Source organism: Actinoplanes sp. NPDC026619 (genome assembly GCF_040638295.1).
GTDB lineage: Bacteria > Actinomycetota > Actinomycetes > Mycobacteriales > Micromonosporaceae > Actinoplanes.
The window spans coordinates 59,707-74,370 of sequence record NZ_JBEZYA010000013.1; the positions used below are offsets into that span (position 1 = coordinate 59,707).

A 14,664-nucleotide genomic window follows, 5' to 3' on the forward strand; every position below is an offset into this window, starting at 1 on the left:
GTACCACCGCGGTTCGATCCCAGGGAGGTCCACCGCGGTTCGATCCCAGGGAGGTCCACCGCGGTTCGATCCCAGGGAGGTCCACCGCGGTTCGATCCCAGGGAGGTCCACCGCGGTTCGATCCGTATCTATTATCATATTGCGCACGGTTTGAGCGATCTTGTCGCCCGTGAAGAATTGGGAGCCGACGTGGGGGAAGCTGGCCACACGCCTGGCGACGCGGTATTGCTCAGCGACCACTGTCGCTGCCCGTCCTCCGGCGTGTTGACTTGGCTGCACCTACCGGCAGAGGATCATCGATCATCGTTACCGCGGGTTTCGCATTCTCTTGGTTCAGGCCCACTTCATGCCTGGCCTGCGTGTTCACGCTGGTCGAATGTGGCATTGCGCGAACCGCGGGTCGCTCGAGCCTGGTGCCGGGCTCAATGTGGTAAATGGGTACATGCCCAAGAGTCGTGGTCGTCCCGCAGGACGAGGTAAGCCGAGGCGTCCGCAGCGTGCGGTGCGTGAGTTGCGGTTGTCGGATCGGTTGATGCGTGACGCGGTGGCGCTCGTGTCCGAGGACAGTGCGCTTGAGGCCGAGCGGTGGGCCAGCGGCTGGCTCGGCGCAGCATGGTCGACCGCGGGGCTCGGTGAGCGCGAGCCGGAGAAGATGTTCCACCTGGAGGTGGTGGGCCGGGCGTCGACCCGGCCGTCGCCGCACGGGCTGGCCGCGGTGGTGGCGCTGCGCCGTGTCGCTGCCCCCGAGGAGTGGTCGATGTTGGACGGCACGTTGGAGATCTTGTCGGAGAGTCAGCCGGCGCCGGCGTGGTTTGAGGTTCCTGCCTTCGCATCGGTTCGGGCGTGGCGGGCGGTGGATGTCTGGGACAGCGAGCACGTGCTGTTCGTTGAATTCACCGGTCAGACGCCGCACACGGTGATGGCGCAGATCTCCCTCGCCGGCGGTGTGCTCGTGGACAAGCTGGCGGTGTTGCAGTCGGGGGCGGCGGAGGCCTGGGATCGGCTGCGTGAGTCGGGTGAGGTGCCGATGCCGGCCGTCGAGTGCCCGGTCGAGGTTGCGCTGGCGGAGCTGGCGGATGCGTTGCGGACCACGGACATGACCTGGCCCCGCCACGATGACGAGGACTTCATCGACTTACGGGCGCTGGCCTGGTCACGATGCCGGCCGTACCTGCCGGACTTCCGTGACTGGCAGCCGATGAGCGATGAGGAACGGGAACGACTGCTGGACGGGTTCGCGCCTACTGATGACACGGTCGCCAGGTCGCTGGCCGATCTGTTCCTCGACTACGGCGACGGCTACATGACCAGCGGCCCATTGTGCTGGAGCCCGGGGCAGGTCGGCTTGTTCCTGGCCGACTGGCTGCCGCGCAAGGCGGCGCTGGACGCCGAGCAGCGCGCCGCGCTGCCGGACGTGTTACGGCGCTGGATCCGGTACGCGCTGGAACACCGTGCGGTAGACCCGGTATGGATCAGTCCGGTGATCGAGGCTGTCGACACGTTCCTTCCCGCGTTCGAGGAGGCATTCGACGACACGGCGGCGTGGGGGCCGGCCAAGCAGATCGCCGCGGAACTGACGGCCCGCGGTATCGACCTCACCGACCCGGAGACCGTCGACGGAGCAATGCGGGGACTCAACGCCGAACGCCTCGCTCGGCGTCTGATCGATTGATCACCCGAACGAGGTACCCCGTGACGATGTCGTTCTGACGGCTCATAGGTTGGTGGCATGTCGATGGTTGATGCCGCGCTGCTACGACGCGCTGGTGAGCTCAAGGGCGAGCTGGTGGCGTTCTCTCAGCAGCCCCGCTACGACCGGGCTGCGTCGAGTTTTCTGGCCGAGTACGGCAACGGCCTGGAAGACGCCGACGAGCAGCGGTGGATGCTGCTCTGGGACTGTTTCGTGCTGGAGCACCGGCTGGCGAACGGCCGGACGGTGGTGGAGCAGTTCGTGGAGGCCCGGCCGGACCTGCCGGAGGTCGAAACGGGAGATGCTGCTCGGCTGGCGCGATGTGGCGCAGGGCCCGTTCGAGGTGCAGCGCAAGGACGGGTCCGCGCTCCTGGTGGAGTGCCTGGTCGACGACTTGACCTATCGGGTCCGATCGAACATGGGCCCGGCCGTGTTCAAGCAGATGCCGCGTCGCTCGTTCATCATCGCCCGGCTGGTCACGGTCGGTGACGAGTGGATGCTGAGCGGGCCGGTGCAGATTCTGCGTGGGAGCGAGCGGGGCATTGCCTATCAGCTCGCGCTGGACATGTCGTTGCGTACGCCGGAAGCGGTGTTCCGAAACCCGGACAAGATTGCACTGGCATGGGAACACCAGCGTGCTGACCGCGCCCGGTTCGTCGAGTTCTTCGGCACCGACCTGCTGGTGGTCCCGGGTGAACAGACACAGGAGCGGCTCGACGGCTACTACACGTACCGCCGTGACATGGTTCTCGGACCGGACCCGAAGGAGGTCCCTGCTGCGGTGTCGATGTCGTTGCCGCTGGATCTGACCGATGCGGAAACGGTGGCGCTGATCTACGACGAGACGGACGGGCTCGGCTTCTACGCGGAGTTCGGTCTCGTGGAGGAAGCGTTCGCGAACCCCGGCCTGCTGCGGCGGCGCCGGTGGCGCGAGCAGACACTGTCCTATCTCGAGGACGACAGCGTGGAACCGATGGTCCTGCGCCGGCTGGCTGCTCGGGATCCCGAGAAGGCGAGTGTCGTGTTCCGGCGGCTGCTGAAACGGCCACGCTTCGACTGGAGCCGGGACGGCGAGGCGCTGATGCGTGAGGTCAAGCCGGGCTATTTCGATCGGCCACCGCGCCCGCGGGTGAGCCCGCTCAGCGAGCGCTTGGCAGAGTTCGCCAAACGCGGCTGAGCAGCAATGACCGGCCGGAGCTACTCGTAGTGGTACCGGCAGGAGATGATGGTGATCTCGTTGGTCTCGACGGCGTACACCATGCGGTGTTCGTCGTCGATGCGCCGGGATCGGAGGCCGGCGAGGTTGTTGCGGAGGATCTCCGGTTTGCCGATGCCCTGGCCGTCGGGATCGCGTTTGATGTCGGCTATCAGTGCGTTGATGCGTTTGAGGGTTTTACGGTGCTGGGTCTGCCAGTACAGGTAGTCATCCCAGCCGTGGTCGGTCCAGCTGAGCTTCACTCCTCAGGGCCGAACTCGCGCTCGGTGGCTCGGCCGGCTCGCCACTGCTCGACACTCTCGACTAGGCGCTTGGCATTGGCGGGGGATCGGAGCAGGTAGTTGGTCTCCATGATCGAGTCCCAGTCCTCCTTGCTCACCAGGACGGCGTTACCACGCTTGGAGACGATCTCGATCGGGGTGTGGTCCTCGTTGACGCGCTCGATGAGCGGAAAGAGGGACTTCCGTGCCTCGCTGGCACTGATCGCTGAAGTCACGATGCCTCCCAGGGTTGTACCGGATACGGTACCACTTGGTGGTGGTGGCGGTGCGCCGCTCCTGACACCCGTTCGGGGCCGCCGACGCGGCCCCGAACGCGACTACCTGCTACGTGAGCTGGTCAAACGTCCCGATAGTGGGCCACCGGGGATGGCGATGGGGTGGTTCGCATGGTGCAACGTCCGGCCCACCACGCCGACTCCGGGGGCGCCTCAGAGGAGTCCGTACAGCAGGAAAGTACAGCAGTAGCATCCATGCTCAGGGACGCCTGGGCATGCCGAGTAAATTCGGCAGACTAAAAGATGTGCATCTGGAAGACTAAGGGCTATGCATTTGGACGTGTAGGAGATGTGTTTCGGGTAGAGTGGCTTTGTGGTCGAGTACCGGCGGCGTGTTCTGGATGACGTATTGGATGAGCTTCAGCCCCATTTGCGTGCCCTGTCGATCCATGGGCCGAAGGGCGTGGGAAAGACAGCGACAGCGACGCAGCGCGCCGTGTCAGTCGTCGATCTGAGCCTTCCTGCCCAGCGAGAGATCCTCAGCGCGGATCCCTCCGTCTTGTCTCGTCTGCCAGGGCCGGTTCTGGTGGATGAATGGCAGCGGTTCCCCGAGGTTTGGGACCAGGTGCGCCGCGCGGTCGATTCCGGTTCTCCGCCTGGGCACTTCATCATCGCCGGCAGTTCGGCACCTCGGGGCGCGGTGATCCACTCAGGTGCTGGACGGATCGTCCCGATGCGGATGCGCCCGCTCAGCATGGCGGAACGGGATATCGAGACTTCGACGGTCAGCCTGTCCGCGCTGCTGGCCGGCGACCGCGACGTCGATGGGGGCACCAACCTCCGGCTGACCGACTACGTCGAAGAGATCACCGCGTCCGGGTTCCCCGCCATCCGGAGACTTCCGTCCCGTGTCCGCCGGGCCGAGTTGGACGCCTACATGGACAACGTCGTCGAGCGGGAGTTCCCTGAGCAGGGCTATCCGGTCCGTCGTCCGGCTGTGCTACGTGCTTGGCTTGCCGCATACGCCGCCGCGACATCGACGACGGCGACCTACTCGAAGATTCTCGACGCGGCCACCGCCGGGTTGGCGAACAAGCCGGCCAAGGAGACCACACTCGCCTACCGCGATGCCCTGTCCTCGCTGTGGTTGCTCGACGACCTGCCACCGTGGATTCCCGGCCATAACCATCTTGATCGGCTCGGGCAGTCCGCCCGGCATCACCTGGCCGACCCGGCGCTTGCCGCTCGCCTGCTGGGACTCGATGCCGCTGCACTGCTACGAGCCGAACAGGGCAGCACCAACCTGTCCGAAGGCACGATCCTCGGCGCTCTTTTCGAACACCTCGTGGCGCTCAGCGTCCACACATATGCCGAGGCAGCCGAGGGCCGGGTAAGCCACCTACGGACGCGCAACAACCTCCACGAAGTGGATCTCATAGTCCAGCACGCCGACGGGAGGGTGCTGGCCATCGAGGTCAAGCTGGCCGACCGCGTTGAAGACGCCGACACCAAGCACCTGCATTGGCTGCGCGACCGGATTGGCGAAGACCTGATTGACTCCGTCGTCATCTACGCGGGTGAGCGCGCTTACCGCCGCCGCGACGACGTAGCCGTCGTCCCTTTGGCATTGCTCGGCCCCTGACGACAAGTTCTCACCCGGCCAACGTCATCCCGGATAGCTTCCGAATTCGGTTACGAAGCCGACGATGCCGTTCTTGAACTGGTCAAACATCCTGACCACGGATGGCCGGAGACAGTGGCCGGGCGGTTCGGATGGTGCATCGTCCGGCCACCATACCGACTCCGGGGGCGACCCCCGGACTCCACGGTGCGGTGGTCACGCCGGCCGGTCCGGCGTCGGCTGCCGCGGAGCGCGTTCTTAGTGCGTATGAGCGAGCCTCCGAGCGCGAGCAGCCGTAATCCAGCATTGGTAGCCCACGCGACCGGCACTGCGGCGTCATGTCAGCGCCCGGCCGCTCGCTTGACCATGGTGCCCATCCTCCCGTGGACACGAGCCCGCCGCGCGTAGATGCACGCCGGCCCTGGCGCAGCAACGCGAGCGTAACCTCGGCGATGTGGGTGACTAGCTTTTAATGGCACCTTTCTCACCAGATCCTGTCCTCACGTTCGTGATCTAGCGGGTAAAACCTGTAGGCAACCCGGAACTCCACCGGGCCGGAATGCACTTTGACCTGGGCTGTGCCGGATTGATGGGGTGACACGCAAACGATGGCGTCTGAATTGAGGTTGACCGTCACGTAAGCCCCGCTGGTTTGCTTGGTCGCCTTCTCCAATGCCACTTCGCACCCTTCCTTCCCGGAGATTCCATCGTTGCTCTGAAGGATGGCCGAAGGCATGAAAAACCAAAGTTCCGCGCCTCTTCCTGGCTCCTTCTGATCAATGACGGCCAGGTCGGGAATTGCCTGTCGAGCAAGCTCTTCCCAGATTGGGGCAACGGGGCTTTTCGACAAGTGTTTCCTCCGAGTCTCTGTGCTGACGATTATGACTTCGGTCGGCCCGAAATGAAGAGTGTCCTCGCCACTCATAAACGTTGCCCCGAAGTAGGAGCGCGGCGCCTGCGGGCCGAAGTTGTCCCACAGTACGCTCCCATAGAGCACTAAGAGCGCGGCAGCTGCGGCAGCGAATGCGTACCCGTTATTCAAGTGGCGACACATAGTCATGAGGAAGAATCTTGCGATCGATGAGCCTGTTCGGCCGGGATTTTCAATGATGGGTGTGTCGGAGGCGTCTGGGATATGAGCCGGAGACGCATATGCCTGTCGCCGCAAATTTGCGATAACAAGTGTGTCGATCAGGATGATCCAGGCTGCATAAAAACCCAATGCACCACCAATTTGGTCGGCTTTGCTCCATGATCCCGATCGAATCTGCAGGCAAAATATGACTGCCACGGTGAAAGCGTTCAAACCGACGACAATCCAGAAGATCGCCTTCCATCGACTCATGGAAGGGCACGATACCGGCCTTTTCTTGGTATGGCGGTTGTGTCGGAATCGAGGCAGGTTGGTGAGAGTTGACGATCCGTCTACCTGGGTTGGGCCGTTCGCGGACCACTCCTGGGCGGCTTCGATTCAAGCCGATTACGTGAGCTGGCGAAATGGCCTCGCAGTGCATCCGTCATGGATGACAGGAGTGCGGTTCGCATAGTGCATCGTCCGGCCCACCACACCGACTCCGGGGCGCCCCGGACCCGCTACGGGGCGACGCGGTCGCGGATGCTGTCGAGCACCGCCTCCGCCGCCCACGCGGCGGCGTCGGCGATGTCGCGCCGGTCCATACCGAACTCGCGGCGAAATGTTACCCAGGCCCCGACGGAGTCGAGGTGCGACAACGCCGCGATGACCGCGGTGCGCTGCGCCGCGTCGAGGGACGGCACGTCGGCATCCAGCAGCCGCTCGAGCTGCGCCCGGCCGGGAGACGGCGCCGCGCCGCTCACACCGCGCATCGCCGTCTCGGCGACGACGTGCGCGAGCTCCGGCCGTGCGTCGTACCGTTCCATCGCGTCGCGGATCGCGAGGGGGATGTCGAAGATCGAGTGCGACTCCTCGCGGGCGAACACCGTCGCCTCGATCCACGCTGCGGTCGCCAGTAGCAGGTCGACCCGCGTGGGGTAGTTGCGGAACACCGTGCGCTCGGCGATGCCGGCCCGGCGCGCGATGACCCGGTTCGACACGTCGTCGCTGCCCAGCTCCTCGATCAGTTCGGCGTAGGCGGCGAGGATCGCCACTTGCGTGCCGCTCAGCGCCGGGAGGGCCGCCGACCCGGTCACCTCTGCGCCCACGTCGCTTCGGGCAGTCTGGCAAGCACGGTGCCCACAGCGCGGTCGAACGCGTCGCAGATCTCGCCGGCATCCAGGTCGAAGCCGGTGCGCAGGCGCGCCCAGAACATCGCCGACGAGAAGTAGCGCAAGGATGCCGCGACCCGTCGCCGGTCCCGCCGGTTGAGCGTCGGCGCCGCCACGTCGAGCATCGCCTCGATCGCACGCGTGATGTAGGCCGGCTCGATGTCGAGCGTCGGCGAGATCGCGGATGCCCGCGCGCCGACGTACGCGTACGCGGGCGACGCGTCGAAGGCCCGGAAGCGCTCGTGCACGGCGGCGCGGAAATCGGAAACGGTCACGAACGGCGGCAGCGGGAAGAAGGTCTGTTCGATCCAGTTCGAGAGTGCGGCGAGCAGGTGTGCGCGCGTGGGGTACTGGCGGTAGATCGTGCGCTCCGAGATGCCGACCTCGTCGGCGAGGGCACGGTAGGAGATGTCGTCGAACGTGCGCTCGCGCAGCAGCACCGCGGCGCTCGCGAGAATCGCGGTCGCGGTGTCGACCGGCTCCTCCATCACGCCCCCCTTCCTCGGGTGGTCGCCCAGTGCGTGGGCCTGGCGACTTCCGGCGGGAGCACGTAGCGATCGGAATCGTCGAGCGTGAGCGCCAGCGACGAGACGTACTGCACCTCGCCGCGCGGTCCCCTCTCGGCCGAGGCCAGCATATCCGGCCGCTCGAACGTATAGCCGGTGACATGGCAGCGGAGCCGCTCGCCGGAGGGGTTGCCGTGCTCGTCGAACCGGGGGGAGTCGATGCCGTCGGAGTGGCGGCGCAGGTAGTAGCGCCCCCGCGTGGCGAGGGCCATGACCGGCGTGGTCACGAACGCGACGCCGATCGCGATGAGCACCGAGAACGGCTTGACAGCGGCGCCGAGCAACCCGGCGAACGCGAGCAGCGACAGCACCGAGGCGAGCCCTACCGACACGAGCCCCACCGGGTTCCAGTCGTGCAGCATGCCGCGGCGGAACTCGGGGAAGCGCGGCGAGATGCGCAGCACCCACTTGTTGATCGCGATATCGGTGGCGATCGTCACGAGCCACGCCATGACGACGTTCGCGTAGAGGCTCAGCACGAAGGAGATGAGGGTGAAGACGTCCAACATCATGAACGTGTAGGCGATCACGAGGTTGAACAGAACGAAGATCGTACGACCGGGGTAGTGCTTCGCCACCCGGGTGAAGACGTTCGACCACGCGAGTGAGCCCGAGTAGGCATTCGTCACGTTGATCTTCACCTGCGCGACCACGATGAGCACCAGGGCGAGAACGATCGCGAGCCAGTCGGGGAGGAGGGTCTGGTACATCTCGACGAACTGCTTGACCGGTTCGGTCGCCTGGTGCCCGAGACCGGGTTCGACCCGCACCAGGAGGTAGACGGCGAGAAACACCCCGATCACCTGCTTGGTGCCGCTGAAGACGACCCAGCCCGGACCGGCGAACGCGAACGACGTCCACCACGAGCGGGCGTTCGACGGCGTGCGCGGCGGCATCGCGCGGAGGTAGTCGATCTGCTCCGCCAGCTGCGGGGTGAGGGCGAAGCACACGGCCGCACTCGAGACCACGGCGCCGAAGCTGATCGAGCCGTCGGAGTTGCCGGTGAACGACGTGAAGGCGCGGACCGCCTCGGGGTCGGAGACGACGATCCACAGCAGCGGCAGCAGAGCGAGGGCGAGCCATAGGGGCGTGGTCCAGAACTGCAGGCGCTCCAGCGCACGCATGCCGTAGATGACGATCGGGATCACGACGACGGTCGAGATGAGATAGCCGATCCACAGCGGCATCCCCGTCGCCAGTTGCAGCCCCTGCGCCATGATGGCGCCCTCCAGGGCGAAGAAGATGCAGGTGAAGCCCGCGAAGACCACAGTCGTGATGATGGAGCCGTAGTAGCCGAATCCGGAGCCACGGGCGATGAGGTCGAGGTCGAGGTTGTAGCGGGCGGCGTAGTAGGCGACGGGCACACCGACGATGAGGATGATGACCGACGCGAACACGATGCCGAGCACAGCGTTGGGGGTGCCGTGGTCGATGCCGATGCTCGCGCCGATCGAGAAGTCGGCGAGGAACGCGATGGACCCGAGGGCAGTCGCGCCGACGGAGGCGGCGCTCCAGCGCCGGAAGGTGCGCGGCACATAGCGGAAGGCGTAGTCCTCCAGGCTGTCCTCTGCGGCCGCGCGCGCGTTGTACGTCGACACAGTGGCATCCCCTAAGGCACCTTGCGTCAGGGAATCCTTGCTGTCCGGTGTTACGACAGCATTGCCGACGTGGGTCACATCGCCCTCAGATCGCCATGGCGGCTCGCACGGTGGAGGCGGCTGCCGAACCACCATCACCGGTCTGTGTGACGAAGCCCGACGCGAGCACGACGTAACGCTCGGCGGCCTCGAGGGCGAAGCCGATGTGCTGCTCGACGAGCAGCACATTGATGCCCTCGCCGGCCAGTTGCATGATGGTCTGCTCGATCTCGGCGACGATAGTGGGCTGGATGCCCTCGGTCGGCTCGTCCAGGATGAGCAGCTTCGGCTCGGTGATGAGGGCGCGGGCGATCGCGAGCTGCTGGCGCTGCCCGCCCGAGAGCAGGCCCGCCTTCCGGGTGGCGAACTTCTCCAGGGCGGGGAAGCGGACCATCTGCGCTTCGATCAGAGCCTTCCCGCGCCGGCGCCCGTCCGCGGCGAGCTGCAAATTCTCCAGCGTAGTGAGCTGGCCGAACGACTGCTGACCCTGCGGCACGTACGCCATCCCGCGAGCAACGCGCTTGTTGGGGGCGAGCGACGAGATGTCCTCACCGTCGAACAGCACGCGGCCCTTCGTCGGCTTGATGAGGCCGATCGCGAGGCGTAGCAGGGTCGTCTTGCCGGCGCCGTTGTGGCCGAGCACGGCCACCACCTTGCCGGCCGGCACCGTCACGCCGTGCAGCACCCGCGTGCGCCCGTAGCCGGCCTCGATGTCGGTGAGCTCGAGCATGTCAGTCCTCCATCAGCTTCAGCGTCTCGGCCACCGGCTCGGGTACGACCACCATGGCGGCCGCGGTGGCGGCGCCCGCGGTGCCGAGGTAGACCTCCTGCACCTTGGGATCGGCCTGAACCTCGGCCACCGTGCCCTGCGAGAGCACCTTGCCCTGGTGCAGCACTGTCACGCGGGTGGCGAAGCGGCGCATGAAGTCCATGTCGTGCTCGACCACGAGCACGATCCGCTTCACCGCGATGCGCTGAAGGAGCTCGCCGGTCGCGGTGCGCTCGTCGTGGCTCATACCGGCGACGGGCTCGTCGAGCAGCAGTACCTTCGCGTCCTGCACGAGCAGCATCGCGATCTCCAGCCACTGCTTCTGGCCGTGCGACAGGATGCCGGCCGGCGTGGCGAGCTCGGCGGCGAGTCTGGTCTCCTCCAGCGCCTGCTCGATCGACGGGTCGACGCCGCGCCGGGTCCGCAGCAGCGAGACCGAGGAGCGGTGGAGCCCGGCGGCGATGTCGAGGTTCTGCAGCACGGTGAGCTCGTCGAAGACGCTCGCGGTCTGGAAGGTGCGGCCGACCCCGAAGCGGACGATCTTGTGCACCTGCTTGCCGAGCAGCTCTGTCTCGCCGAGCCTCGCCGACCCGGTGCCCTTGGTCAGCCCCGTGATGGCGTCGATGCAGGTCGTCTTGCCGGCGCCGTTCGGGCCGATGAGGAACCGGACCTCGCCGGGGTGCGCGTCGAAGGAGACGCCGCCGACCGCGACGAAACCCGAGAACTCGACGTGGAGATCCGTGACAACGAGGGAAGCGTCGGTCATGACCGCACCTCTTCGAGCTCTGCGGCGGCGATCACCGGGGCGGGTTGTCCGGCAGGGCGCCTGCGCAGCCGCCCCGTGAACCTGGCCGGCAGGGACGACAGTCCGTTCGGCAGGAGGAGGATGACGACGACGAACAGCAGACCGAGGATGTAGGTCCAGCCGTCGGGCCAGGTCGAGCCGAGGCTCGACTGCCCCCATCCGACCGCCATCGCGCCGAGCGCGGGGCCGAAGAGCGATGCCCGGCCGCCGAAGGCAACACCCGCGATCATGAGGATCGAGGCGGCGGCGCCGATCTCGGCCGGGGTGATGATGCCGACGATGGGCACGAACATCGCTCCGCCGATGCTTGCCATCAGCGCGGACACGACGAAGGCGACAAGCTTGACGTTGGCCGGGTCGTAGCCGAGGAAGCGCACGCGCTCCTCGGCGTCCCGGGTGGCGACGAGGAGCTCACCGAAGCGGCTGCGGTAGAACTGCCACACCGCGAGCAGGCACACGATGAGCAGCGCGGCCGCGATGAGGTACACCATGACCTTGTTCGCCGGGTCGTTCAGCACGAAGCCGAAGAAGAACTTGAAGTCGCTGAGCCCGGTGTCGCCGCCGGTCTCGCGGATCGTGGAGCTGATCAGGGTGGCCAGTGCGACGGCGAGCGCCTGCGTCAGGATCGCGAAATACGCGCCCTTCACCCGGCGCTTGAACAGCGCGTAGCCGAGGATGCCGGCCACGATCACCGGAAGCAGCACGATCGCCAGCAGGGTGAACCCCGCGCTACGGAACGGCTCCCAGAACGCCGGGAGCGGCGCGAGCGGGTCGTAGAGCACCATGAACCCCGGGATTCGGTCACCGGCGGTCTCCAGCGTGAGGTGCATGGCCATCGCGTAGGCGCCGAGGGCGAAGAACACCCCCTGCCCCATCACGAGCATCCCGCCCCGGCCCCACGCAAGGCCGATGCCGACGGCGGCGATGGCCCAGCAGCAGTACTTGCCGAGGTTGTTGATCCAGTGATCGGAGAGTACGGCGGGGGCGACCGCGAGGAGCAGGACGGCGAACACCGCGATGCCGCCGAGGGAGACCCATGGCTTCAGCTTGGTCATGCCAGACTCCTGGTTCGCACCGTGAACAGGCCCTGCGGGCGTACCTGCAGGAAGACGATCACGAGGATGAAGGCGAGCACCTGCGCCAAGCTGCCGGTCGTCCAGTAGGCGAAGCACGAGAGGGCGACGCCCACCGCCAACGCGGCGATGATGGTGCCCTTGAGCTGGCCGATGCCGCCGGCGGCGACGACGAGAAACGCCGGGATGATGTACTGCGCGCCCATCTGGGAGTTCGTGCCGCCGATGAGCGACGCGGCCACTCCGGCGACCCCGGCCAGACCCGACCCGACGAAGAAGGTGAGGCGGTCGATGGTGCGGGTGGAGATCCCGGTGGTCTCGGCGAGGTCCCGGTTGTGCACGGTCGCCCGGATGCGGCGGCCGAACGAGGTGTACTTGAGCCAGGCCGACAGCGCGGCGACGCAGACGGCCGCGAGCACGATGGTGAACAGCTGCCGGAGCGGCCATTCGTAGCCGAGGACGTCCAGCTGCCCGTCGAGCCAGCTGGGCTTCTCCACCGGGACGCCCTGCGACGGGAAGATCTGTAGCGCCGCCTGCTGCAGGATCAGGCTGACGCCGACCGTGACGAGCAGGGTGTCGAGGGGCCGGCGGTACATCCATCGGATGATGGTGACCTCCAGCAGGAGTCCGAACAGGCCGGCGGCGACGAACGCGACCGGCAGCGCGACCGGGATCGACAGGTCGCTGGCGGCGATGACCTGCTGGACGAGGTAGGCGGTGAAGGCGCCGAGCATGAGGAACTCGCCATGGGCCATGTTGATCACGCCCATCTGGCCGAAGGTGAGCGAGAGGCCCAGTGCGGCGAGCAGGAGCAGCGCACCTTGTGCGCTGCCGTTCAGCAGCTGTGGGATCAGTGCGTCCACGTGCTTTCGCTCTCTCTGTGGGGGTGGGGTTGCGTGCCGCGGGCGACACGCAACCCCGCGTCCAAGTGGGGGATCAGCCCGCCGCGTCCGCGAGCTGCTTGCGGATCGCCGCCGGGAACCAGTCGTAGCCCTCGAGGTACGGGTCCGGCTCGATGAACTTGTCGGAGGCCCAGACGATGTCGAACTGGTTGCCGGCGTTGATCTGGCCGATGTGGCCCGGCTTGGAGATGTGGTGGTTCTTGCCGTCGAGCGTGACCTTGCCCTCCGGCGCGTCGAACGTGATGGTCTTCGTCTTCGCCGCGGCGTTCACCGCGTTGACGTCGAATGAGCCGGCCGCCTCGACGAGCTCCTTGTACAGGTACAGCGAGATGTAGGCGGCCTCCATCGGGTCGGAGGTGACGCCGCTGCTCTTGGGGTAGGCCTTCCAGCTCTGGATGAACTTCGGGTTGGTGTCGGTCTTGAGCGACTCGAAGTAGTTCCAGGACGCGTAGTTGCCGGTGACCGCGTGGCCCATGGCCGGCGCCTCCTCCTCGGCGATCGACACCGAGATGATCGGCGTCTTCGCGGGCGTGAGGCCGGCGTCGTAGTACGCCTTGATGAAGCCGACGTTCGACGAGCCGTTGATGGTGTTGAAGATGAAGTCGGGCTTGGCCGCCACGATTTTCGCCACCTGGCTGGTCCAGTCGTCCTTGTCGAGGGGTACGTACTCCTCACCGACGATCTGGATGCCGAGCTTGGCCGCGTAGAGCTTGATGATCGCGTTCGCGGTGCGGGGGAAGACGTAGTCGCTGCCGGCGAGGAACAGCCTCTTCACTCCCTTGGAGGCGAGGAAGTCCATCGCCGGGATGATCTGCTGGTTGGTGGTCGCGCCGGTGTAGTAGATGTTCGGCGAGGACTCGAGGCCCTCGTACTGCACCGGGTAGAAGAAGAGGCCGTTGAGCTTCTCGACGACCGGCTTCACGGCCTTGCGTGAGGACGAGGTCCAGCCGCCGAAGATCGCGGCGACGCAGTCCTGGGTGAGCAGCTTCTCGGTCTTCTCCGCGAAGGTGGGCCAGTCGGTGGCGCCGTCTTCCTGGACGTACTCGATCTTCTTGCCGAGGATGCCGCCACTGGTGTTGATCTCGTCGGTGGCCATGTGCAGCACGTTGGAGACGGTCTTCTCGGAGATCGCCATCCCACCGGTAAGGGAGTTGAGGAAGCCGAGCTTGATGGTGCTGCCGGAGGTGTCGACGCAGCTGGCCGCCGCGGACGACCCGGCGGCGGCGGTGTCGTCGCCGGCTCGGGCGCCACAGCCGGCGAGCAGAAGAGTCCCGATGGCGCCCGTAGCCACAAGCACGCGCAGCCGTTTACTGGTGCTGGACATATGTGAGAACTCCGTTCCTGCTGAAGGGGCGTGACGCCGGGGTCGCGGCACGGCGGATCGTGCGGATGAAAATGTCCAGGGCGAGCCGCCGTCGTCCGAACTCCCCGCCCCGTGCCGCCGGCCGCTGTTGCTAGTGAGAGCAGACTGGCCGCGAGTCATTGCTCTGACATTTCTTGAATGTTCCAACTCTGTAGCCGCCGGAGCGATCCGGATGCGATAGTGCTGGAAATACGGGGATGATCAACGATCTGCGATGTCAAAGTTCTGCCAGACTCCGTCATGGGTGCGACTCGCATGGCACAGTTCTGACATCCTGGAGAC

General features: G+C 66.2%; 14 protein-coding genes. 3 read left to right on the top strand and 11 right to left on the bottom strand.

From position 1 onward, the window contains the following. Positions 1 to 532 precede the first annotated feature (532 nt). Together AB0E90_RS26515 and AB0E90_RS26520 are read left to right on the top strand one after the other, a co-directional pair. Positions 533 to 1,672 carry a hypothetical protein gene (locus tag AB0E90_RS26515; RefSeq protein ID WP_360411044.1) on the top strand — a complete coding sequence of 380 codons (1,140 nt, stop codon included), beginning with the start codon at positions 533 to 535 and terminating at the stop codon, positions 1,670 to 1,672. A gap of 319 nt (positions 1,673 to 1,991) precedes the next feature. Next, entirely contained in the window at positions 1,992 to 2,867 is an 876-nt protein-coding gene (locus AB0E90_RS26520; protein WP_360411048.1) for a hypothetical protein, read from the top strand. Positions 2,868 to 2,887: 20 nt separating this feature from the next. Here AB0E90_RS26520 and AB0E90_RS26525 read toward each other — a convergent pair whose 3' ends face one another. Then, positions 2,888 to 3,148 (bottom strand): Txe/YoeB family addiction module toxin, encoded by a 261-nt coding sequence (locus AB0E90_RS26525; RefSeq protein WP_360411051.1) that lies wholly within the window; start codon positions 3,146 to 3,148, stop codon positions 2,888 to 2,890. Next, the gene (locus AB0E90_RS26530) at positions 3,145 to 3,402 is read right to left on the bottom strand and encodes a type II toxin-antitoxin system prevent-host-death family antitoxin (RefSeq protein WP_130511265.1); all 258 of its coding nucleotides are present in this window, start codon (positions 3,400 to 3,402) and stop codon (positions 3,145 to 3,147) included. The genes AB0E90_RS26525 and AB0E90_RS26530 overlap by 4 nt, the downstream gene beginning before the upstream one ends. A gap of 373 nt (positions 3,403 to 3,775) precedes the next feature. On the opposite strand from AB0E90_RS26530, the gene AB0E90_RS26535 reads away from it, so the two are divergent. Next, positions 3,776 to 5,044: a DUF4143 domain-containing protein gene (locus AB0E90_RS26535; RefSeq protein ID WP_360411055.1), complete on the top strand. Its 1,269-nt coding sequence runs from the start codon at positions 3,776 to 3,778 to the stop codon at positions 5,042 to 5,044. 463 nt (positions 5,045 to 5,507) lie between these two features. Here AB0E90_RS26535 and AB0E90_RS26540 read toward each other — a convergent pair whose 3' ends face one another. From AB0E90_RS26540 to urtA, 9 genes are all read right to left on the bottom strand, one after another. Beyond that, positions 5,508 to 6,368, bottom strand: a complete 861-nt coding sequence (locus AB0E90_RS26540) for a hypothetical protein (RefSeq protein WP_360411058.1) — start codon at positions 6,366 to 6,368, stop codon at positions 5,508 to 5,510. Positions 6,369 to 6,616: 248 nt separating this feature from the next. Continuing rightward, the gene (locus tag AB0E90_RS26545) at positions 6,617 to 7,204 is read right to left on the bottom strand and encodes a TetR/AcrR family transcriptional regulator (protein WP_360411061.1); all 588 of its coding nucleotides are present in this window, start codon (positions 7,202 to 7,204) and stop codon (positions 6,617 to 6,619) included. Continuing rightward, positions 7,189 to 7,755, bottom strand: a complete 567-nt coding sequence (locus AB0E90_RS26550; RefSeq protein ID WP_360411064.1) for a helix-turn-helix domain-containing protein — start codon at positions 7,753 to 7,755, stop codon at positions 7,189 to 7,191. The genes AB0E90_RS26545 and AB0E90_RS26550 overlap by 16 nt, the downstream gene beginning before the upstream one ends. Then, positions 7,755 to 9,431, bottom strand: coding sequence for a hypothetical protein (locus AB0E90_RS26555; protein WP_360411067.1), 1,677 nt, complete (start codon positions 9,429 to 9,431; stop codon positions 7,755 to 7,757). The genes AB0E90_RS26550 and AB0E90_RS26555 overlap by 1 nt, the downstream gene beginning before the upstream one ends. Before the next feature lie 85 nt (positions 9,432 to 9,516). Then, positions 9,517 to 10,200, bottom strand: coding sequence for an ATP-binding cassette domain-containing protein (locus AB0E90_RS26560; protein WP_360411070.1), 684 nt, complete (start codon positions 10,198 to 10,200; stop codon positions 9,517 to 9,519). Position 10,201: 1 nt separating this feature from the next. Then, positions 10,202 to 11,005, bottom strand: coding sequence for an urea ABC transporter ATP-binding protein UrtD (gene urtD / locus AB0E90_RS26565; RefSeq protein ID WP_360411073.1), 804 nt, complete (start codon positions 11,003 to 11,005; stop codon positions 10,202 to 10,204). Next, positions 11,002 to 12,099 carry an urea ABC transporter permease subunit UrtC gene (urtC, locus tag AB0E90_RS26570; protein ID WP_360411076.1) on the bottom strand — a complete coding sequence of 366 codons (1,098 nt, stop codon included), beginning with the start codon at positions 12,097 to 12,099 and terminating at the stop codon, positions 11,002 to 11,004. Before urtC ends, urtD begins: the two co-directional genes overlap by 4 nt. Then, complete coding sequence (gene urtB / locus AB0E90_RS26575; protein ID WP_360411079.1) at positions 12,096 to 12,980, bottom strand: urea ABC transporter permease subunit UrtB; 885 nt, start codon at positions 12,978 to 12,980, stop codon at positions 12,096 to 12,098. Before urtB ends, urtC begins: the two co-directional genes overlap by 4 nt. Positions 12,981 to 13,053: 73 nt before the next feature. Next, positions 13,054 to 14,316: an urea ABC transporter substrate-binding protein gene (urtA, locus tag AB0E90_RS26580; RefSeq protein WP_360411080.1), complete on the bottom strand. Its 1,263-nt coding sequence runs from the start codon at positions 14,314 to 14,316 to the stop codon at positions 13,054 to 13,056. Positions 14,317 to 14,664 lie beyond the last annotated feature (348 nt).

Coding starts and splice junctions, on each gene's coding strand:
- AB0E90_RS26550 (WP_360411064.1), bottom strand. CDS start 7,755: ATGGAGGAGCCGGTCGACACCGCGACCGCGATTCTCGCGAGCGCCGCG.
- urtD (WP_360411073.1), bottom strand. CDS start 11,005: ATGACCGACGCTTCCCTCGTTGTCACGGATCTCCACGTCGAGTTCTCG.
- AB0E90_RS26540 (WP_360411058.1), bottom strand. CDS start 6,368: ATGAGTCGATGGAAGGCGATCTTCTGGATTGTCGTCGGTTTGAACGCT.
- AB0E90_RS26560 (WP_360411070.1), bottom strand. CDS start 10,200: ATGCTCGAGCTCACCGACATCGAGGCCGGCTACGGGCGCACGCGGGTG.
- AB0E90_RS26520 (WP_360411048.1), top strand. CDS start 1,992: ATGCTGCTCGGCTGGCGCGATGTGGCGCAGGGCCCGTTCGAGGTGCAG.
- AB0E90_RS26515 (WP_360411044.1), top strand. CDS start 533: ATGCGTGACGCGGTGGCGCTCGTGTCCGAGGACAGTGCGCTTGAGGCC.
- urtC (WP_360411076.1), bottom strand. CDS start 12,099: ATGACCAAGCTGAAGCCATGGGTCTCCCTCGGCGGCATCGCGGTGTTC.